The sequence below is a fragment of the Pelistega sp. MC2 genome, assembly GCF_900099475.1.
Taxonomy (GTDB): domain Bacteria; phylum Pseudomonadota; class Gammaproteobacteria; order Burkholderiales; family Burkholderiaceae_B; genus Taylorella; species Taylorella indica.
On the sequence record NZ_LT628274.1, the window covers coordinates 676,101 to 696,377 of the forward strand.

Consider the following 20,277-nt stretch of genomic DNA (forward strand, 5'->3'; position numbering starts at 1 on the left):
TAATACTCTTTTGCTATTATTGTGTCTATAGATTCTAAAGATAGGAAAAAAATTTGAATACCCATATACTGGATATTTGAGGTTATTTTTTAATAGTAATTCCCCTAGGACAATAAACAAATATATGACTACTTCGCTTGACTACTTAAGACAATTTACTACTGTTGTTGCAGATACTGGTGACTTTGAGACAATTCAACAACACTCTCCTACTGACGCCACTACCAATCCATCATTAATTTTAAAGGCGGTACAACAAGATAATTATCGTCCTTTATTGCTTGAAACGATTAAAGAACATCCCAATAGTTCTATGGAAGATGTCGTTGATTATTTATTAGTTAAGTTTGGACAAAAAATTCTGAATATTGTACCAGGGCGTGTTTCCACTGAAGTAGATGCTCGCCTCTCTTTCGATACAGCAGCCACTGTCAATCGCGCAAGGAGTATCATACAAAAATACAATGATGCTGGCATTTCCAACCAAAAAGTCCTGATTAAAATAGCCGCTACTTGGGAAGGTATTCAAGCGGCACGTATTCTAGAACAGGAAGGCATTAAGTGTAATTTGACCTTGGTGTTTTGCTTAGCTCAAGCGGTCGCCTGCGCTGATGCTAATGTTCAACTTATCTCTCCCTTTGTGGGGCGAATATACGATTGGTATAAAAAACAAGCTGGGCAACAGTGGGATGAAAACGCTAATGCAGGACTCAATGACCCAGGTGTTAAGTCAGTCACTCAAATCTTTAATTACTATAAGAAATTTGCGGTGAAAACCGAAATCATGGGGGCAAGTTTTAGAAATATCAATCAGATTCTCGCACTATCAGGTTGTGATTTATTAACCATCAGTCCAGACCTTTTATCCAAACTCTCTCAACAGGAAGGTTCATTAAGCACTAAAGTATTAGATGCCTCTAGTGCTCAACAAGCTTTGATAGAGCCATTAACTTTGTCAGAATCGCGTTTTAGATTTTTGCTGAATGAAGATGCCATGGCGACTGAGAAATTAGCCGAAGGTATTCGAACTTTTGTTGCCGATGCGATTAAGTTAGATGCACTAATCAGTACGTCTCTCTGTTAATGCCCAAGCAATTGTTCCTGCATCCACATATTCCAGCTCACTACCACTAGGCACTCCTCGAGCAATGCGAGATACCTTTACCCCTTGATCTCGCAATACATTGCCTAAGTAGTGAGCGGTGGTTTCTCCCTCTGCTGTAAAGTTAGTCGCCAAAATAACTTCTTGCACAGGATAATCCAACACCCGATGAAATAAGCGTTCAAGATTTAGTTTTTGTGCACCAACACCATCCAAAGGTGATACTTTACCCATAAGTACATAATACAGTCCATGATAGCCATGACTTGCCTCAATCATATTCAAGTCTGCTGCCGTTTCTACCACACATAATAGAGAATGGTCTCGTCTCTGACTTGCACAGATAGGGCAAATATCCTCTGTTGTAAAGGAATTGCACATCTGGCAATGCTTTAGCTCGTTAAGTGCCTGATTAATTGTTTCACTGATTTTAGCCGCACCCTCTCTATCGTACTGCAATAAATGGTATGCCATACGCCTAGCCGTACGCTTGCCTATCCCAGGCAATGTATTTAGTGCCTCAATCAATTCAAATAACGGTTCTGGATCAGGTAAAAGTGCCATTAATAATAGCCCTTAGCTTAGAATGGAAATTTTAATCCACCTGGCAATGGCATCCCTGCTGTCACAGCAGACATTTTTTCTGCTGAGGTTGTCTCTACTTTACGTAAAGCATCATTCACGGCAGCAGCAATTAGATCTTCTAGAAATTCTTTTTCTTCTGCATCTGCTAGCAAAGATGGATCAATCGTGATACGTTTCACGTCATGACGACATGTCATTGAGACTTTCACTAAGCCACCACCAGCCGCTCCTTCAACGATAATATCACCTAAAGCTTCTTGGGCTTTTTTCATATTCTCTTGCATTTGCTGTGCTTGTTTCATTAAACCAGCCAATTGATTTTTCATCATAATTATTCATCCTTTTATATAATTTGCGATATAAGTTTACCCTATACAGGCTTAATGGAGTCCTCTACCAAAATCGCTTGAAACTCATCTTGTAATGCCTGTACAAATGTATTTTGTTGATAATCCTGTTCAGCTTTCTGTTGACGTTTTTGTAATTCAGCTTGCTCTACCGCATGTACTGATTGATTCGCCTCACCATACTCAAACTTCAATTTTAGCGGTGTTTTAAAGTACTCTGTTAAGCTAGTCGTCAAAGTAGTTTTTGCGGATAAATTATCACTACCTTGTACTAAAATTCTTAAATATACCGTTTGATTTTCAACACCAATCCACTCACTATGCTTGGCAATTTCACCGACCATACCTTTTAAGTTTAATGACTTAACCACTTCTATCCATGCGTCAGGAGTCATATGGTTTAAAGGAATAGCATCCTCTTGCAATGGTGCTGATTCTGGAACAGAAGAACTAGATTGCCCATTTTCCTGTTCAATTATATAGTCTGCTGGAGGTGTAACACTATCCCCATCATACCAATATCCTTCATCTACTGGCGGATAATAAGGTGCCATATTTTCTTCTGTCACATCATCTATATGGCTCACTGTATCACTGTTAGAGATAGCTGAAATTTCTCTTTCCAACTCCTCAGGGCTTATTTCCTCAGATAGAGACTCTGGCACTATTGCTTCAGAAAGTTCCCCTGCATCAGTAACCACTTCGGAGACAAACTTGATATCCGTATCAGTATCATCACTAGATATAGACTTATCAACAATTTCAGTGGTTGGCGCCAAAGAGATAGTGTTAGGCGTTATGGCAGATGAAGATTGCTCAAATTGCTCAGGACTTTTTTTTTCAGCCTCTACATGCTCAACAGGAGATTGCGTAGTTACCGTTTGACCTTGACCTGCAGTAGTGAGAGGTGAGGTTAATTGCACTTGATGTGGAGACACCAAGGACAACATCCTCAATCCAGCCATAATGAATCCTGTATATTCATCAGGAGACAAGGCTAATTCCGAACGACTATGAATAGCAATACTATAAAACAACTGCAACGCATCAGGATGTATTACTTTAGCCAATGATAAAATATCGTCATAGCTTGGATCCTCGGCTGTTATCACTCCAGGCAAGCGTTGTTCAATAGCGATTTTAGACAGCAACGAGGCTAAATCCTCTAAGGCACTCGAAAAAGAAAATCCCCTACTCGTTAATTCAGTCGCTATATCAATAAGTCCTTGCGCATTGCCACTCATTAATTGATTTAAAAAACGTACCAAATAACGTTGATCAATTGTACCCAACATATCACGTACAGCGTTGCCCGTGATATTAGCACCTGAATAAGCAATCGCTTGATCCGTTAGCGACAATGCATCACGCATAGATCCTGCCGCTGCTTGTGCCAATAAGCGTAGACCCTCTGCATCAAACTCAACTTCTTCTTGTTTTAAAATAGTTTGCAAATGCGACACAATCGCATCAGGAGGCATTTGTTTAAGATTGAACTGAAGACAACGAGATAACACTGTCACAGGTATCTTTTGAGGATCTGTTGTCGCTAAAATAAATTTTACATGCGGGGGAGGCTCTTCTAATGTTTTCAGCATGGCATTAAATGCCGTTCCTGATAACATATGCACCTCGTCAATCGTATAAATCTTAAAACGACCTACTGATGGTGCATAAATCGCCTGTTCAAGTAATTGAGCCATTTCTTCGACACCACGATTGGATGCCGCATCAAATTCTAAATAATCTGGAAACCTACCTGCATCAATTTCGGTACATGCTTGACAAACACCACAAGGTGTTGGTGTGATACCTTGCTCACAATTAAGTGACTTTGCCAAAATTCGTGCTAAGGTAGTTTTACCTACACCTCGTGTCCCTGTAAATAACCAGGCATGATGTAAGCGCTGTGTTTTTAGCGCATTTGACAAGGCTTTTACCACATGCTCTTGACCAACAAGTGTTTCAAAAGTTCGGGGACGCCATTTGCGTGCAAGGACTAGATAATTATTTGTTGTCATGGATTAAGTGTAGGTATAAATAAGGAGTGAGCCTTACTCCGGCACTAGATCCGCACAGCTATGGCTGCTTCGTTCCCGACCTGACCAGATTCACTGCCGACCCATGCGAAGGGGCCCACCGAAAATAATTGTAGCATAGTTTTATAAAAGCTCAATCCATTGACAACCATCTAAAGCATAAATAGCCGTTTTAACAGCGCGCCCATCCAAGCCTGAGAGATAATCTGCATAGGCTTGAAGCTGTGAGGTATATAAAACACGTAAGCGATCTTTAAATGCCTCATCACTCTCATTAGGTAAGCGTTGATTTGTTTTATAATCCACCACTAACCATCCTTCTTCTGTTGCCAAGACTAAATCCACAATACGTTGCTGATTATCTTCATTATAAAGTTGCCATTCTTGTGTGGCTTGTGGATGACTTAACAAATACTGCCCTCTTTCATCATTCAACACCTCACTGAGTAAATGTATCACTCGTGAAGAGGCTTGTTCTAACTCTTGAGGATAGACACCGAGCTGATGTAATTGTCGTTTAATCAGTTTTACACCAGATTTCACCCTCTCTATCGACCAATCTTGTAACTTAGCTCGCCCCATCTGCTCTAGCCAAGCATGAGCTACCGTTCCTATTGCTGAATGCAATCTATTTTCAAACACCCATTCTGATAACGGCATACCTTCGGCTAGATTACTTTCCTTCTCTGTACTTATGGCTGTCTTTTCAGAAGGAGAAACCACAGTCTCCTCCTTCTTATCTTCACTAACTAACTCTTTTTGTAGCGAACAAATAGTGTCAAGTGTAAAACGCTTAACCCCCTCACTTTCAAATGCCCATATGCTAGGTGCCTCTTCTAAGATAATGTCGTCTGCATTCACAACTAAGGTAGGGTCAATAAACGCCTCAATACTAGATAGCATGGTTGATGCCGCTGGCTTTTTATCCTCACACCGTAAATACATTAAATGCAATTTTTCTTTTGCTCTCGTACACGCCACATATAAAAGACGATCAACCTCATGGCGTTGTCTAATTCGATTACGTCTTTTAATAATACTTGAGATAGGGTCTTCAATGTCTTTTGCTTTATGAGTGATAGAACCCATTAATAAATGCCCTTGTTCATTCTCAATCTCAAGTAAATCACCTTTATTTGGTGGAGGCTCTTTATGTAAACCAAATAAGATAACCTCATCAAACTCTAATCCTTTTGAACTATGCATTGTCATGATTTGCACAGCGTTTTCTTCACTGACTGGCGCAGCAAATAATTTAGCCATACGCTGATCAAACTCCCGCAAATCTAGATTGCCATAGGGTGCCAATTCTTCCACAATAGTTAACACAGACATCACATTTTCTTGTGCTGCTTCGCTCGCGTAAAGTCTCGCCGCCCCTAAACGCTCCCACACTAACTCAACATAGGTAGCAAAAGTCATATCGCTTTGTAGATACGGAATATCTAGTAAAGCTTGAGCTGCAAATAAAAACCGTTGCTGCTCTTCAGGAGATAATATACTGGCTAATGCTTCTGGTGTCTGACGATACGCTTGCATCTGTGCAGGAATACTACGCTCTATTTTCCCCTCAAATAAACGCGTTAAACTAGCTAAAGTTAATCCACAAAAAGGTGCTCGCAATAAAGACAGCCACGCCAATCGATCGCTAGCATGACTAAGCGCACGGATGAGTTGTACTAAATCACTCACTTCTTCAGTCTGTGCTAATGGCACCATTTTTACCGCTTGAACAGGGATATTGGCTTGGTTCAAGGCTTCTGCCAACCCTTCTAAATGTGTACGCGAACGCACTAATACAGCCACCGTTCTTTTCTTCTCAGACGCTTTATTTTGCTCCAATACATTTTGCACCAACGCTACGGCTTTATACACCGCCTGCTTTAATGCTTGTTCTTTACCTTCATCTCCACTTTGTTTGGTGAAGTTAAATGGATAATACTGAACTGCATTTGCCTCCTTTGCGGGTTTAAAGGGATGTGAATCCGTATAGCTAATTGCCCCTAGCGATGGCTGATTGTCAGAGGGGAACACCTGTTTAAACATATGATTCACCCAATCCACTACACCAGCATCTGAGCGGAAATTTTCTTTTAAGTGCAGTAAGTCCATCACCACATTACCCAATACTACTTGTTTTTCTGCCTCAGGAAGTCCTGTATTTTTGGCAGCTTTTTCAGCTAATGTCAGAAATAAACTCACTTCCGCATTGCGAAAACGATAGATGGATTGCATGGGATCGCCAACTAAAAATAAGGTACGACCATCACCCACAGACCATCCTGAAGTAATGAGATCTAATAACTCTTTTTGTGCAAAACTTGTATCTTGAAATTCATCAATCAGAATATGCTTTAAATCTGCATCGATTTTTAATAACATCTCTGTTGGAGCTTCTTGGCTACCTAACGCACGCAACGCACGTTGTGAGATTTCTGTAAAATCAACCACCCCTTCCTCTTGAAATACTTTTTGCAAGTTATGTTCACATTGCAATAAGCACTCAAAAAAATGTTGGAATAAGGTAATATTTTCAGCATCAATTAATTGTGTTGGCAAGCTTTTAACATCACTGATTACATCGACCAAACGCTCGTCTAAAGTTTCAAACCACTCTACCAAGCCCTTTTTAAACGGAGCTTTCGGTGCGATACCACTTGTAACCCTCAAATCTCTCCGAATAGGTCCGTCATTCGTTGCCAAGAAAAAGCATAATGCCTGCCACTTTTCGATATCGTCAATGCTATGCGTAAATGGCTCTCCAGACCATTGCTTAAAAATTTTTAATGAATTCTCTTTTGGATCTTTACCTTTATCCAGTAAATATTGATGTAGGGTCTGAGCCGCCTCAGGCAAAATAGGCGATAAATAAGAAAACCAACCCACTGGTAGCAAGGTATCTAAGTGCTTGAGATTTTGCTCAATAATATTGTTAAGCGTTTCCATCATCTTTGTTAACGCTAGTGCTGGTTCTTGGGCTAATGCTATCCACCCTTGCCGTTTATCTAACATCTGAACTAATAAAGAATGGAATTTTTCCACCTCTACATCAAGATGGGATAACACCACACGCACACTCTCTTGAGTATCTAATTGTGAAAATGTTTTTTGTACCGCTTTTCGATGCAATGACTCTGCCGACTCTTGAGGGCTTAACCCTGCCCCAGCACCAGATAAGCTCGGTGTCATTCTGACTAAGGATTGAGCAAAAGAGTCTATCGTTTGAATACGTAAACGGCTTGGATTATCTAGCAAAGACCAATTAAGCTCACTATCTCTCTGTAACACAGCCAATGCTTTTTCTCTTGAGTCTTGTTGGTGTTCAGGTACAGGCTGTTCATTTGATCGCGCTTGTTCTAGCTTTTTCATCACACGATCTTTCATCTCAGCCGCTGCCTTACGCGTAAAGGTAATTGCCAAAATATCTTCTGGTCTATTGACAATCGCTAATAAGGACAAAATTCTATCCGTCAATAATTCCGTTTTCCCAGATCCTGCTGGTGCTTGCACAATATAAGAATGATGAGGATTAACCGCTTGCATCCGTGCGATATGGTCAGTCGCTTGCTTCGTCATATTATTCCTCCTCTGTCTCATGTAATCTTAAAAATGGCAACACATCACAATGTCTCATATCATCGATATCCAAGTAGCGATTTTTAGCCTCACCTCTTGCTATTTCTTGGAATAACAACAATAACGTAGACTGCCATTTGTCTGTGATTTCTATCCACTGCTCAGCGTTAATCAAAACTCTGTCATTTTGATTATGAGCATAAAGATTTTGCCAGAGGCCCACATAATATTCTTTTTGCCGAGAGAGACTACTAAATGCCACCCCATCTACATCAGCCGCAGGAGCAATCTTTAACAGCGATGCATATAAAGGTAATTGCAGATTTTTTAAGCGCTCACGATCCAACCAGTGCTTTTTGTATTCTGACGCAGATTCCAAACTTCCTGTTTTGTAATCAATAAAAATCAAATGCTCTTTCTCATTTTCATCAATACGATCCACTTTGAAGGTAAAGTGCAATCCCTCTTCTTCCAACATATAACGTCTTTCCGTTTCCCTAATCTTAAATGGCAAACGCTTTTCGGCATCATAGTCAATTAATTGCAAGACAAGATCACGAGCACGCTCTATCGTTAATGCTCTTAATGTCGGAGAGCTTAGATGTGATAATTCTGTCTGACCTGCCGTCTCTAAGGCTTGCTGTAACTGCTGAGTAACCCATTCTTTATCTTGAAGCTTACTTTGGTGACACCCTGTAAAATAAAACAACTCCATCACCTTATGTAAAAAATTACCTTTTACTAGAGATGTCAATTCAGTCTCAGGATAATCAGGTAGCGTTTCTAGCTGTAACCGCAGCACAGCATATGCCCATAGTGGATTGATGGATTGCTTCTCTAAGGTGTGATATCCACCCTCAACATGCCCTTGCATCGGCAAGCCACAATCATCTATTATTTTTTCTAACACAACGTCTTGAGCAGACTTAATATGCTGTATTGGCAAGTTTTTTTGTGTCGCTAGATAAGGGCTTAAAAAACTACTGTGACGTAAAATTTCTTCACCTTTGAGACTCGGATAACTAAATACGACTAAGGGTGCACTATGCAATATCGCCTCAAAAACTTGTGTTGCCCATGCCATTTCACTTTCTGGCGTTGCATGCATCACATGTGCTCTACGCTGACTGCGTATAGGCAAATAGGGATTAGGATTGGAAATTTGAGGTAGCACATTATCCGTTAACCCCGATACCCACACAGCATCCCATTGCCCTCCCTCTATTTCATATAACCCCACGATATCGAGTACGACATTAGCTGGGCGCTGTCCTTGGAACATAGTTTGCCCAAGGTGTTGCTCAAATAACGATAAGGCTTCATCTGCACCCAACGCAGGTAGCATTTCATCTAACACAGAAAAGGCTTTCATCGCTTGTTCAAATGCCTGACAAAGCTGATAATTAATACTATTTAATGAGAAACCACTCGGAAAAGAAAAGGATTTTAAGGTCTCTTGATACACCTGCACCCACTCTGCACAGGTTCTTTTTTTCATAGACCATGTATCGATACTCGTTTGAAAAGCCTGAGCATGACTAGGATGAATTTTTGATAACTCATCAGAAAAAGCGTTGTACGATAATTTTACCGATGTACCAGAACGCAAGGTACAATCCCACATTGCCAACCGTTCACGATAATACGAGTCAAACGCAAACTCTGCATTTAACAAAGCATTACCCACATCCGCCAGCACCACTGCACCTTGTTGAAAACGTACTAATAGTCGGAACCACGCTAGCACAGAACGTACCAATCCCCATTCACTTAACGGTCGCCCTACCGCTATATGCCACTGCTGATCCAATACCGTATCCTTAAACATCAGCGTGAGCAAGCGCCGAAGTTGCGGGACGGAATGCTGTAAGTCTGGCACGACTAAAGCGACTTTATGCGTAGGATTGCGTTGAATATACTGTGCTGCCCACATCAATGCTGATAACATTTCTTGATACGAATCCTCGGCACGATATACCTCTATCGATTGAGCCTTTTCACGATGTAATACTAATTGATAAACCTTGCTTCCATTAGCAATACACACTTCGAGCAGACGCTGTTGATACGCACTTAAACTATAAAAACCTAACAATACAATATGTGCAGGTGCTTTTAATTTACCCTCTTGAATCGCTTGCTGCAGCTGTGTTGCCAAAACAGGCGTATCCCACGCAGGCAATGCCGCCAATAACTGTTGATATTGCTGACGCCATTCACAAAACGCTGTATATTCAGGATTGACCTCATCCGCCCTAACCTCAATCCCCCATTCTGTCTCCAAACTATGTGCCTGATTCAAGGAGACCGCTGCCGCTGCCATATTCACCAAAGGCTCATCACTATTTTTTAATGCCGTTTGTAATGCTTGTCGCCAATACCATTGCTGTGCCATCTCATTAAGCACAATAGGCATCTCCACTTGCTGAAAATTTAACGTCGTTGCTAACTGCTGAAACCATGCTTTATAAGGCATAATCGTAGGCAGACTAATCACCTTCACATCAGCCGCCCGCTGTTGCAATAACAGCTTTTTCATAAACATCGCTAGACGATTATTAGCGGTAATAAGGGTTGTCTGCGTGGGAGGTAATGACGATAACTCAGTAAGAGATAAGGGCGTAAAAACAGTCATAATCGGTCAACATAGTTACAATTGATACGATTATAAATGAGATTTGAAAAAGATAACTAACGCTAGGATAGTTATTGCCATTAGATGAAAATATTACGCAGCACATCTTTTAAAGCCTCTTGTTTTGTCTAATAGTTACGTAATTTTATTGTTTCATTGTGAGAATAAATACTCAAAAACAAAAAATAACTCTTAGACAACAATATTAGATAGAATATTTTATCTATCATTAATATAAAGACTTATAAAAAACGTTCTTCCTTTAACAAGCTCTGTCATTCATCACATAATCTTCCTCTACGGATATTTTTGTCTAATTGTCAGTCAGTACTATTCACTTTAGCATAAATAAATAATTTTTTATTCTTTGTTATCCAATAGAAACTCACACTTATGACTGACAAAATACCTTCATCTTCTTTAGATAATTCTCTATTTACAACCACGAGTAAGACAACATCAACTACTCAAATTATCACACCCAATACATCAGAAAATATCACTACACCTATTCCCTCTCTACCGCCTATCCTTAGTCTTAAAACGGATTGGGTCTTTAAATGGATGTTCGGTCAAGAAAAACACAAGCCTTTGTTGATTGACCTCCTCAATGCCATTCTGCAAGGCAAAGAGCCGCCCATTATCGACCTGACCTTTAACAATACCGAACAAATCGGTAAGCAATTAGACAATCGTAATGTTATCTTTGATATCTATTGCACCACCAGCGATAACACACATCTGATCATCGAAATGCAAAATATCAAGCAGCCACACTATATTGACCGTGCCCTTGCCTATGGGATAACGTCCATGAATAAGCAACTCAATACTCAGAGCAATTGGCATAAGCCACTTGAGCCAGTCTATGTGATTTCATTTGTTAACTTTATCTATTTTGAGAAAGACAGCTTTATTAGTCATACCAGACTGAATGATTTAGATACAGGAACGGCTATTAGCTCAAAACTCAATCTTATTTTTCTGGAACTCCCAAAAATTAAAAAAAATCAGTTAGACTATCAGCATAGTCGCCTAGATGCTTGGCTTTATCTTATTAACTACCTCGGAGAAATAGAGACCATGCCTGAATCACTAACGCTTGATAAGACCTTTAGAGAAATCTTTCAAAAAGCCAATACTGCTCAAATGACGGCGCAAGAGTTTGAGGACTTTATTCGCCGTAATAAATACCATTGGAATCACCTTATTGCATTAGATGAACGCTATACAAGTGGAATGGCTGAAGGTAAACTTGAAGGCTTAACTCAAGTAGCGAAGAGCCTCAAAACAGAGGGGATGGACATAACACTTATCCAAAAAGTCACCGGACTTTCTGCAGAAAAAATTAAGCAGCTCTAAAATATCTCGTATGAACAACTACATACATAATTATGGTTAAATCTCATTAGATGACATTTAAAAATTACTCATATCCCTTAAATGAGTGGTATTTCATCATAAATTCGTTTAATATTACGTCAAAAAATTAGCACTACTAATACTATTACTTTTTGCATAAGAAATATAAAGAGCAAAAAAGCTTCAAACCATATTTTTAATCTTTTTCAAATGACTATTGGGGAATAGCCATGTTTTTTTATGGGAAAAAAAACCTTTCGCCTTCAACTACTCCATTATTGGCAAATAAAATCGCCCATAATTTAAATACCCTCAATAGTTACTCTCTCATACCACCTATTCTTATACTATGTCTCGTAATAGGTGTTCTATTTCACTACCACGCTTTTCACCAGTAAAATATGCTGAGCTTCAAAAACCTATTTTCTTGTATTTAAATGCAAAGCTCTCCCAATTTCCTCAGTTGCAATATAACTTAACGCAGCTAGGTAATGTGTTAATTGCTTTCTCTCTATTAAGTCTGGTGCTTGTGTATTTACCTAAAATATGGGAGGCTCTAGCATCAGCTTCAATTTGCTCTGCAATTTTATCTAACGGTCTGAAACGCCTTTTCGAGATGCCACGACCTGCACAAATGTTTAGTCAAGAAGAGTTTGTTGTTATTGGCGAAGTCTATAAAGGTTTTAATAGCCTACCCTCTGGACACTCAATAACTATAGCGACAACATTATTTGTATTGGTATTTGCTCTTCGCCCTAAAAACCTTACCAATAAACTTACGTGGTTTATTATATTTATCATCATTGAGCTAGGTTTAGCACTATCAAGAGTTGCAATAGGAGCTCATTATCCTCTTGGTGTCTTGATCGGCTGTACGATTGGCTATTTTTGTGCGGCCCTTGGGATTTTGACCAATCAAAAATATCATATATGGTCATGGATAGCTAATCCAAAATATTATCCTTTCTTTATTATTTTATTCACTGGTAGTGCTATTGCATTAATAAAAAAAATGATCAGTAACCCCTTAGCTGTTTATTATATCGCGCTAATATGTCTGCTAATTTCCTTAGGCACTCTGATCAAATCTTATGCGCTATACATTAAACATCAATATAGGTCTAAGAGTCAGATAATATTATCCAACTCTTAGTCTCAAGATAAAAATATTAACTACCAAATAACTCAGACGCTTGTTTACGTAATTCAAATTTCTGAATTTTACCAGTCGCTGTTTTGTGTAACTCGCCAAAAACAACCTTTTTAGGTGCTTTGAATTTTGCCATATGTTCACGGCAGTATTCAATGATTTCCTCTTCCGTCACTGGAGGGGCATCATCTTTAAGCTCAATAAACGCGACAGGTACTTCACCCCACTTTTCATCATTTAGGGCAACGACGGCACAAGTAGCCACACCAGGGAATTTATAGATAACATCTTCAACTTCCAGTGAAGAAATATTTTCCCCACCCGAAATAATAATATCTTTTGAACGATCTTTAATTTGGACATAGCCATCAGGATATTTTACCGCCAAATCACCTGTATGGTACCATCCCCCCGCAAATGACTCATCCGTCGTTTTTTTATTTTTCAAATATCCTTTCATGACAATATTGCCACGGAACATAATTTCACCAAACGTTTGACCGTCAGCTTTAACAGGCTCCATCGTAACAGGATCTAGTACATCCACATCACCTTGTAAATGATAACGTACACCTTGACGTGCTTTTAAGGCAGCTCTTTCTGATACAGGCAAGTCAGCCCATTCTTCTTGTTCAGCACATACCGCTGAAGGACCGTAAACTTCCGTTAATCCATATACATGGCTAATATCAAATCCCATTTTTTCCATATTTGCCAAAATAGCTTCTGGCGGAGCAGCTCCAGCCACTTGACCTTTAACTTGGTGATTAATACCAGCTTTCAACGCCTCTGGTGCATTCGCTAATGCCGCGTGTACCACAGGTGCTGCACAATAATGTGTCACATGATGTTGGCGAATTAAATCAAAACATAGTTTAGGTTCAAACTTTCTTAAGCATACATTAACCCCAGCACGTGCTGCAATTGCCCATGCCATGCACCAACCATTACAATGAAATAATGGCAATGTCCATAAATAATTAGGGAACTTAGGCATATCCCACTCAAGAATTTGTGAAATAGCATTTAACGCAGCCCCTCGGTGATGATACACAACTCCCTTAGGATTGCCCGTGGTGCCAGACGTATAGTTAAGTGCAATCGCATCCCATTCATTTTCTGGCATCACCCAATTCGTTAAATCCTGCGCTTCATTCAATAAATCTTCGTAAGTGATATCAGAGAAATCTTCGACATCTGTCGGGCCTAGATTATCGTTTACTTGAATAATTGTCAGATTAGGACATGCTTTTTTTATCTGAGGAATATGGGGAGCAAATTCACTATCTGCAAGTAAAATTTCAGCTTCTCCATGCTGTAAACAAAAAATTAACGCTTCTGTATCTAATCGTACATTTAGCGAACAAAGCACGCCACCAGACATAGGCACACCAAAGTGTGCCTCAACCATGGCGGGAGTATTATATAGAAGTACAGCAACTGTAGAATTACGCTTGATGCCTCGTTGTCTTAGTGCCGCAGCTAATTGACGACAACGATCATAAGTTTGTCTCCATGTCTGACGCAAATCACCATGTACAATCGCTTGTCGATGACCATATACCTCTGCCGCACGACGAATAAAATCCACAGGCGTAAGAGGAATAAAATTTGCCGCATTTTGCGTTAAATCAGTATCAAAGTCTGCCATATAACCCTCCTTATAGAAAGATATTCGATAAATTAAAAAGAAAATAAAAGAGCGAATATTTTTTAATCATACTGGTAAATTACAATAAGTCTTTAATAAAAATCAAAGAATCTTCTTAACCTATGGAAATCCCTAGTAATAATAATCTGGTAAAATAGAGCTCGTTTTTCAGACTCACCTCTTATGAATACCGAGCAAATCAAATTATTACGTGATGGCGCCAAACAAGCTGAAACTGACCGCAGCTGGTCTTCTTATAATAAATTTTTAGCTTTGGTCAATCCCCAAGATATTATGACCTTGTGTGATGAACTCCTCACCTTGCGTGCGGGACAATCAAAAACACCAAGTATTCGTCCGTCAAAATTAGCACTAGAGCAATTGCTTAATGCTGAAGTAATGGTGCCGTCCTGTGACAAAATAAAAAATGGCTACGCTATACGTTATGCAGGCTTTACTGTGGATGAACAAAAAACAGGACCTGACGAGGGTTTATTGTGGAGTGCTCAGGAACTTTATATTCACCATCTACGTCAAACTGGTGAATTGAATGACTTTATTAAGCAATTAGAGAGCCAAGCAGTCATTCCTACCTGGCAACTAACAGTTGAAGTTGGCAAACGAAAAAACTATGAAGGAACATTAATTTTTCGCTATATTCGCGAGGATCACGCCACTTATCAACAACTAAGCTTTTTGTAATGCTACTGGTCGTTTTTTGGGTGCTTTAACTCTCATTTTCCACCAAAATAAAAATATAACGAGCAATAATACACCGCCATTAACAGACACTAATCCTGTCCATAGACCAATCTTTCCTGCGGCAATCCAACCTCGCATCATATTGAGAATGTTCATATATAACAGCCCAACAATAGCTGCTATAATGACGTTCCCCGATTTACCTAGACGAGGATTAACAGCTCCTAATGGAATAGCTAATAAGGCTAAGTTTAATGCTGCTAAAGGTAAGGAAAAACGCCACATTAATTGTGAGTCACTTTTTTTATTATTATCTGCAATAAGCTTCTCCAACGGTCTTGCCTTGAGTTGGTTTAAAGAGCTGGCTCTAATCTGGCTCTCAGACATTTTTTTCTCATTTTCAATACGCATTTTCAAATGATCAAACGTGGATATTTTGAACTCTGGTGAATTCAACGTCGCATCATAACGACTCCCTTTTTCCAACTCAATAAAACGTTCACCCGTCTCTTCATTTCGACTAAACTTGGCATGATCTGCATTAATAATACTAATCACACCCTTTTTAGTCATATCACGAGCAAATACCTTACCCGTTTCATAATCAGGATTAGAAGACGGTTCTATAAAGAATACTTTCTGACCTTGAGCTGTTTCCAAGAATTGTCCCATCGTCACTTTAGACAAATCTGAACGTTGTGCATAGCGCTGGCGATATTCTTCAATTTGGCGATATGCCCAAGGAGAACTCACCACTGTCAAAATAGCAATTAAAATGGCGACTGGTAGCCCTACTCTTAACACTGGGCGAATCCAATTTAATAACGAAATACCACTAGAAAACCATACAAACATTTCTTGTTCACGGTAATTTCTAGAAATAGTCGTTAAAATAGCAATAAATAGTGAAACAATAAGGATAATGGGCAATGCCGTAATACTTGAAAAGGCAGAAATAGCAACAACAATATCCGCACCGATAATGCCTTCAGCTGCTTGTCCAAGTAGTCTCACCAACAAAACACTAAGCCATACGACAATCAATGTTGAAAAAACAACACCCGCATGACTTAGTATTTCAGCAACAACTGAGCGTTTGAATAGCGACATAATTAAACTTGGGTAATAATACTATTATCTAAATAAAGAGGTTTTAAAATGCAATTTACCACACAATCCAATCGTACTTTTGAACAAATAAAAACTCCTGCTCTTTTTGTAGGGGTTTATGAAGATGGTCTTTTAGGCGACGTTGCCGCACAACTTGATACAGCGGGTAAAATCAAAAAAATTCTTGCCAAAGAGTTCAAAGCAAAAATAGGTCAACTACTAGTCTTAAGAGAGTTAGACAATATCGCTGCAGAGCGCGTTGTTCTCGTTGGTCTTGGTAAAAAAGACCATTATAACGCGAATAATCTAATGAAAGCACAAGCTGCTATCGTCGAGTATTTAAAAGAAAGTAGTCTATCAGAAGGGGTAATTACTTTCTTATCAGAAAATCAAACAATTAACTCATTGGAGGCTGCTCGTTTTGCAGCACGTGCAGCAACGTTAGCTACCTATGAGTACACAGCAACGTTTAGTGATAAGCTAACTGCTTTTGCGATTAAAAAATTAGTTTTCACGACTAATAAAGATACTGATAAAGATGTAGCCTTAGGTTTAGCGCAAGGGCAAGCTATTGCTAACGGTATGAACCTTACCCGAGAATTAGGTAATTTACCCTCAAATATTTGTACGCCAACCTATTTAGGCCAACAAGCAAAAGCATTGGCAAAAAACTATAAAACAGTATCTGCTGAAGTGTTAGAGAAAAAACAAATAGAAGCACTAAAAATGGGCTCTTTCTTATCAGTAGCTGCTGGTTCAAATCAAGATCCTCGCTTTATCGTATTGCAATATCAACCAGAGTCTAAAAAACACGCTAAACAAAAACCTATCGTACTTGTTGGTAAAGGCGTAACCTTTGATACAGGTGGTATTTCATTAAAACCTGGTTTAAACATGGATGAAATGAAATATGATATGTGTGGTGCCGCAACCGTATTTGGCGTTATCAGAACAGTGGCCGAGCTTGGATTAAATCGCCCAGTGATTGCACTTGTACCAGCAACAGAAAATATGCCTAGCGGTCATGCTACAAAACCGGGTGATATTGTGACAAGTATGTCTGGTCAAACCATTGAAATTTTAAATACCGATGCAGAGGGACGCCTAATTTTATGTGATGCGTTAACCTATGCGGAACGTTTCAACCCTGAAGCGGTTATTGATGTAGCCACATTAACTGGTGCTATTATTGTTTCTCTCGGCCATATTCACACTGGTCTTTTTGCTAATGATGATGCGTTAGCTGAAGAATTACTAGCCTCAGGCAAGAAAGCACAAGATACAGCTTGGTTAATGCCTTTAGGAGAGGCTTATTCCGAACGATTAAAAAGTAATTTTGCCGATATGGCAAACATTGCTAGTTCACCTGCCGGTGGCTCTATTACGGCTGCCTCTTTCTTGGCAAAATTTACTCAAAAATATTCATGGGCACACCTAGACATTGCCGGTACAGCATGGACTAGTGGTGCTAATAAGGGAGCCAGTGGTCGTCCTGTGCCTTTATTAGTTGAATTTTTATTGAATAAATAAATATGAGCCGTATTGAAGTTGCTCACGGAGCAGATCATCGTCTAAAACAAGCTAGCCAAACTGTGTATAAACAATTTTTGGCTGGCCGCCCTTTGCTGATTTTCTGCTCTGACTTAAAACGATTAGAGGCATTTAGCCAGTATCTATGGGGGGTTAATCCTACTGCGTTTATCCCCCATTCTCCTTATCATTATCAGCTATCTGAAAAAGAAGGTATTCCTACCTTGATTAAAGTAGCAACGGAAATTCCAGAAAATATTCTTGACTATTTTTTAGAGGACACTAAGCCTTGGCTACTAAACCTTGATATAGCATGCCCACCTTTTTTTGAGGTATTCGATAAGGTTTTAGAAATTGTCTCAAATCACCCTGAGGATAAACAATTAGCGAAGCTACGTATTCAACATTACAAGCAATCAGGGCATGAAGTGCGTTTCCATCAGCTCTAAATAATAAATATACTTTTCAAATAATTGTGAAATAACACTAAACACTATTGGTATCTTTTTGTAATCTGCTTCAACACTATTGATTATTTAGTTAAATTCATTGAAATACTTATTTTATTTATTTGTCGTGAACTATCTTGTAAAAAGTCTTAACTACGTTAAAATGAATGCAAGTCCCCTATTTTTTAAATATCGGAGTTTTTATGCAACATTCTGACAATTTTTCTATGCCAAGTCATGCTAACACTAGCATAACCATTCGTAATAAAGTTTTACGAAGCACTTATATTTTATTAGCTATTTCGCTAATTCCAACGGTACTTGGTGCTATTCTAGCGTTGAATTTCAACTTATTCGCTAGCATGAGTCCATTAGCTAGTACATTAATTTTCTTTGTGGGTGCTTTTGGTTTAATGTTCCTTATCGAAAAAAACAAACATAGTGCCGCAGGTATTGGCTTTCTTATGCTATTTACCTTCTTTATGGGTATTATGCTTTCACGTATTTTAGGCGTAATAATGTCACTAGGGAATGGTGCATCTATTATTGCCCTAGCGTTTGGAAGTACGGCGATAATTTTTGCGGTTATGGCAACAATTGCCTCTACAACAAAACGTGATTTTAGCTTTTTAGGTAAGACATTATTTATTGGTGTTATCGTTCTGATATTAGCCTCTTTAGCTAATATCTTTTTCCAAATTCCAGCACTAAGTCTAGCTATTGCTACCGCTGGTACTATCATCTTTTCACTATTTATTTTGTTCGATGTACAACGCATTGTGAATGGTGGGGAAACTAACTACATCTCAGCAACATTATCTTTATACCTGAACATTTACAATATTTTTGTAAGTCTTTTACAAATCTTTGGTATTGTTGGCGGTGATGATTAATTAGCTATCAATTAAAATATAGTTTTTTATAACGTTAAACGGAAACTGTCTCCGTTTAACGTTTTTTTACGTACTGCAATATGTTAGATAGGCATCTAACGACAGTCATACATCTGAATTTATCAGTAATTTTTATTCTTACTCACTCCCATCATCTCAAGCAATACATTCGCAAAACGCTCACTCGCTAGTTGATTCGTGTGAAGATATAAAGCTGGCTCTATGACTTCTAATTCGTTAAGCAAGAATCGATTATCTGCCAATATATCCGTACCATCTACCCTTGCATAAATAGGTGTATGAGGTAATTTATCTAGTAAAGCGGTTGCGAGATCTAAGGCTTGTTGACTCGGCACTACGGTATGTATTTGTACACCATACGCTGAATTAGCACGCCACTCACCTGCCGGTGGCTGACGTTTTACAGCATGACTAAACACGCCATTAAAATAAATCAAACTCGTTTCACCATAGTGTTCAATAGCTTGTATGTAAGGCTGTATTACCAAGCCGTTCTGATAGCACTCTAAATGAGGTAGCTCTGACGACAAGCAATCCCATTTTTGAACGGATTGCCCACTTTGTCCTATTAACGGTTTAAGTACAACAATATGCTGTTGTGTTTGCTGATAAATAGATAGCGCTAATTCTCGCAGTTTTTCTGCATTGATTTGAGGCATAACTTGCGTAGGAATAACATCAATCCCCCAACTAGCAATCTCTTGTAAATAGGACTTATGCATATTCCATTGCATCAGCGTTACAGGGTTGACGGTTTGGCAACCATGCTTATTCATATCTGCTAACCATTCTGAAAAAGCCATCGGTGTTTGTGCATAATCCCATGTACATAATGGCAATATATAATCGGCGGCTACGCTAGACTGCCACGGGGACACTGTCACCTTTATACCTTTTTCCTCTAATAAATTAACCATAGGTAATACATTCGCAGGGAGATTTGGCCAGTCAGTGCATGTCGCTACTAATAACTTTTTCATTTTATTTTGATATTCCTTTAACAAAAAAGGCATAAAACCTATTGTTTCTATGCCTTATATTGTTTTATTGAAAAACATTAATGATTAGGTGATGGATAGATTGTAAGTATAAAACTGAAAAAATCAATAATACAGATTAACCTAA

General features: G+C 38.9%; 15 protein-coding genes and 1 other RNA gene. 7 read left to right on the top strand and 9 right to left on the bottom strand.

What is annotated here, in order from left to right:
• Positions 1–124 precede the first annotated feature (124 nt).
• The gene (tal, locus tag BQ4443_RS04925) at positions 125–1,084 is read left to right on the top strand and encodes a transaldolase (RefSeq protein ID WP_023952923.1); all 960 of its coding nucleotides are present in this window, start codon (positions 125–127) and stop codon (positions 1,082–1,084) included.
• Here the strand turns inward: tal and recR are convergent.
• From recR to BQ4443_RS04955, 6 genes are all read right to left on the bottom strand, one after another.
• A complete protein-coding gene (recR, locus tag BQ4443_RS04930) occupies positions 1,061–1,666 on the bottom strand; it encodes a recombination mediator RecR (RefSeq protein WP_071058224.1) in 606 nt (201 codons plus the stop codon). The genes tal and recR overlap by 24 nt on opposite strands.
• A gap of 17 nt (positions 1,667–1,683) precedes the next feature.
• A complete protein-coding gene (locus BQ4443_RS04935; RefSeq protein WP_023952919.1) occupies positions 1,684–2,016 on the bottom strand; it encodes a YbaB/EbfC family nucleoid-associated protein in 333 nt (110 codons plus the stop codon).
• A gap of 41 nt (positions 2,017–2,057) precedes the next feature.
• Positions 2,058–4,055 (bottom strand): DNA polymerase III subunit gamma/tau, encoded by a 1,998-nt coding sequence (dnaX, locus tag BQ4443_RS04940; protein WP_071058225.1) that lies wholly within the window; start codon positions 4,053–4,055, stop codon positions 2,058–2,060.
• A 22-nt stretch (positions 4,056–4,077) separates the two neighbouring features.
• An RNA gene (gene ffs / locus BQ4443_RS04945) (signal recognition particle sRNA small type) lies at positions 4,078–4,175 on the bottom strand.
• Between the two features lie 21 nt (positions 4,176–4,196).
• Positions 4,197–7,649, bottom strand: a complete 3,453-nt coding sequence (locus BQ4443_RS04950) for a UvrD-helicase domain-containing protein (protein WP_071058226.1) — start codon at positions 7,647–7,649, stop codon at positions 4,197–4,199.
• Between the two features lies 1 nt (position 7,650).
• Positions 7,651–10,284, bottom strand: a complete 2,634-nt coding sequence (locus BQ4443_RS04955; RefSeq protein WP_083331863.1) for a PD-(D/E)XK nuclease family protein — start codon at positions 10,282–10,284, stop codon at positions 7,651–7,653.
• Between the two features lie 393 nt (positions 10,285–10,677).
• Between BQ4443_RS04955 and BQ4443_RS04960 the strand changes: the two genes are divergently transcribed.
• Both BQ4443_RS04960 and BQ4443_RS04965 read left to right on the top strand, forming a co-directional pair.
• Complete coding sequence (locus BQ4443_RS04960) at positions 10,678–11,646, top strand: Rpn family recombination-promoting nuclease/putative transposase (protein ID WP_071058228.1); 969 nt, start codon at positions 10,678–10,680, stop codon at positions 11,644–11,646.
• Positions 11,647–11,995: 349 nt separating this feature from the next.
• On the top strand, positions 11,996–12,799 hold the full coding sequence (locus BQ4443_RS04965) for a phosphatase PAP2 family protein (protein ID WP_083331864.1): 804 nt from the start codon (positions 11,996–11,998) through the stop codon (positions 12,797–12,799).
• 16 nt (positions 12,800–12,815) lie between these two features.
• Here the strand turns inward: BQ4443_RS04965 and BQ4443_RS04970 are convergent, their stop codons facing one another.
• Positions 12,816–14,447: an acyl-CoA synthetase gene (locus tag BQ4443_RS04970; protein WP_023949174.1), complete on the bottom strand. Its 1,632-nt coding sequence runs from the start codon at positions 14,445–14,447 to the stop codon at positions 12,816–12,818.
• 183 nt (positions 14,448–14,630) lie between these two features.
• Here BQ4443_RS04970 and BQ4443_RS04975 point away from each other — a divergent pair, with 183 nt between their 5' ends.
• Positions 14,631–15,149, top strand: a complete 519-nt coding sequence (locus BQ4443_RS04975) for a hypothetical protein (RefSeq protein WP_023949173.1) — start codon at positions 14,631–14,633, stop codon at positions 15,147–15,149.
• Here the strand turns inward: BQ4443_RS04975 and lptF are convergent.
• A complete protein-coding gene (lptF, locus tag BQ4443_RS04980) occupies positions 15,135–16,259 on the bottom strand; it encodes an LPS export ABC transporter permease LptF (protein ID WP_071058229.1) in 1,125 nt (374 codons plus the stop codon). The genes BQ4443_RS04975 and lptF overlap by 15 nt on opposite strands.
• 48 nt (positions 16,260–16,307) lie before the next feature.
• Here lptF and BQ4443_RS04985 point away from each other — a divergent pair, with 48 nt between their 5' ends.
• The 3 genes from BQ4443_RS04985 (at position 16,308) to BQ4443_RS04995 (ending at position 19,131) form a co-directional block, all read left to right on the top strand.
• Positions 16,308–17,789, top strand: coding sequence for a leucyl aminopeptidase (locus BQ4443_RS04985; protein WP_023949172.1), 1,482 nt, complete (start codon positions 16,308–16,310; stop codon positions 17,787–17,789).
• Between the two features lie 2 nt (positions 17,790–17,791).
• Entirely contained in the window at positions 17,792–18,238 is a 447-nt protein-coding gene (locus tag BQ4443_RS04990) for a DNA polymerase III subunit chi (protein ID WP_071058230.1), read from the top strand.
• Between the two features lie 203 nt (positions 18,239–18,441).
• Complete coding sequence (locus BQ4443_RS04995; protein WP_023949171.1) at positions 18,442–19,131, top strand: Bax inhibitor-1/YccA family protein; 690 nt, start codon at positions 18,442–18,444, stop codon at positions 19,129–19,131.
• A gap of 122 nt (positions 19,132–19,253) precedes the next feature.
• Here BQ4443_RS04995 and BQ4443_RS05000 read toward each other — a convergent pair whose 3' ends face one another.
• Complete coding sequence (locus tag BQ4443_RS05000) at positions 19,254–20,132, bottom strand: ATP-grasp domain-containing protein (RefSeq protein WP_071058231.1); 879 nt, start codon at positions 20,130–20,132, stop codon at positions 19,254–19,256.
• Between the last annotated feature and the right edge of the window lie 145 nt (positions 20,133–20,277).

Excerpts from the sequence above, each read along its gene's own strand:
- tal (WP_023952923.1), top strand. The coding sequence starts at position 125 with ATGACTACTTCGCTTGACTACTTAAGACAATTTACTACTGTTGTTGCA.
- recR (WP_071058224.1), bottom strand. The coding sequence starts at position 1,666 with ATGGCACTTTTACCTGATCCAGAACCGTTATTTGAATTGATTGAGGCA.
- BQ4443_RS04935 (WP_023952919.1), bottom strand. The coding sequence starts at position 2,016 with ATGATGAAAAATCAATTGGCTGGTTTAATGAAACAAGCACAGCAAATG.
- dnaX (WP_071058225.1), bottom strand. The coding sequence starts at position 4,055 with ATGACAACAAATAATTATCTAGTCCTTGCACGCAAATGGCGTCCCCGA.
- BQ4443_RS04950 (WP_071058226.1), bottom strand. The coding sequence starts at position 7,649 with ATGACGAAGCAAGCGACTGACCATATCGCACGGATGCAAGCGGTTAAT.
- BQ4443_RS04955 (WP_083331863.1), bottom strand. The coding sequence starts at position 10,284 with ATGACTGTTTTTACGCCCTTATCTCTTACTGAGTTATCGTCATTACCT.
- BQ4443_RS04960 (WP_071058228.1), top strand. The coding sequence starts at position 10,678 with ATGACTGACAAAATACCTTCATCTTCTTTAGATAATTCTCTATTTACA.
- BQ4443_RS04965 (WP_083331864.1), top strand. The coding sequence starts at position 11,996 with ATGTCTCGTAATAGGTGTTCTATTTCACTACCACGCTTTTCACCAGTA.
- BQ4443_RS04970 (WP_023949174.1), bottom strand. The coding sequence starts at position 14,447 with ATGGCAGACTTTGATACTGATTTAACGCAAAATGCGGCAAATTTTATT.
- BQ4443_RS04975 (WP_023949173.1), top strand. The coding sequence starts at position 14,631 with ATGAATACCGAGCAAATCAAATTATTACGTGATGGCGCCAAACAAGCT.
- lptF (WP_071058229.1), bottom strand. The coding sequence starts at position 16,259 with ATGTCGCTATTCAAACGCTCAGTTGTTGCTGAAATACTAAGTCATGCG.
- BQ4443_RS04985 (WP_023949172.1), top strand. The coding sequence starts at position 16,308 with ATGCAATTTACCACACAATCCAATCGTACTTTTGAACAAATAAAAACT.
- BQ4443_RS04990 (WP_071058230.1), top strand. The coding sequence starts at position 17,792 with ATGAGCCGTATTGAAGTTGCTCACGGAGCAGATCATCGTCTAAAACAA.
- BQ4443_RS04995 (WP_023949171.1), top strand. The coding sequence starts at position 18,442 with ATGCAACATTCTGACAATTTTTCTATGCCAAGTCATGCTAACACTAGC.
- BQ4443_RS05000 (WP_071058231.1), bottom strand. The coding sequence starts at position 20,132 with ATGAAAAAGTTATTAGTAGCGACATGCACTGACTGGCCAAATCTCCCT.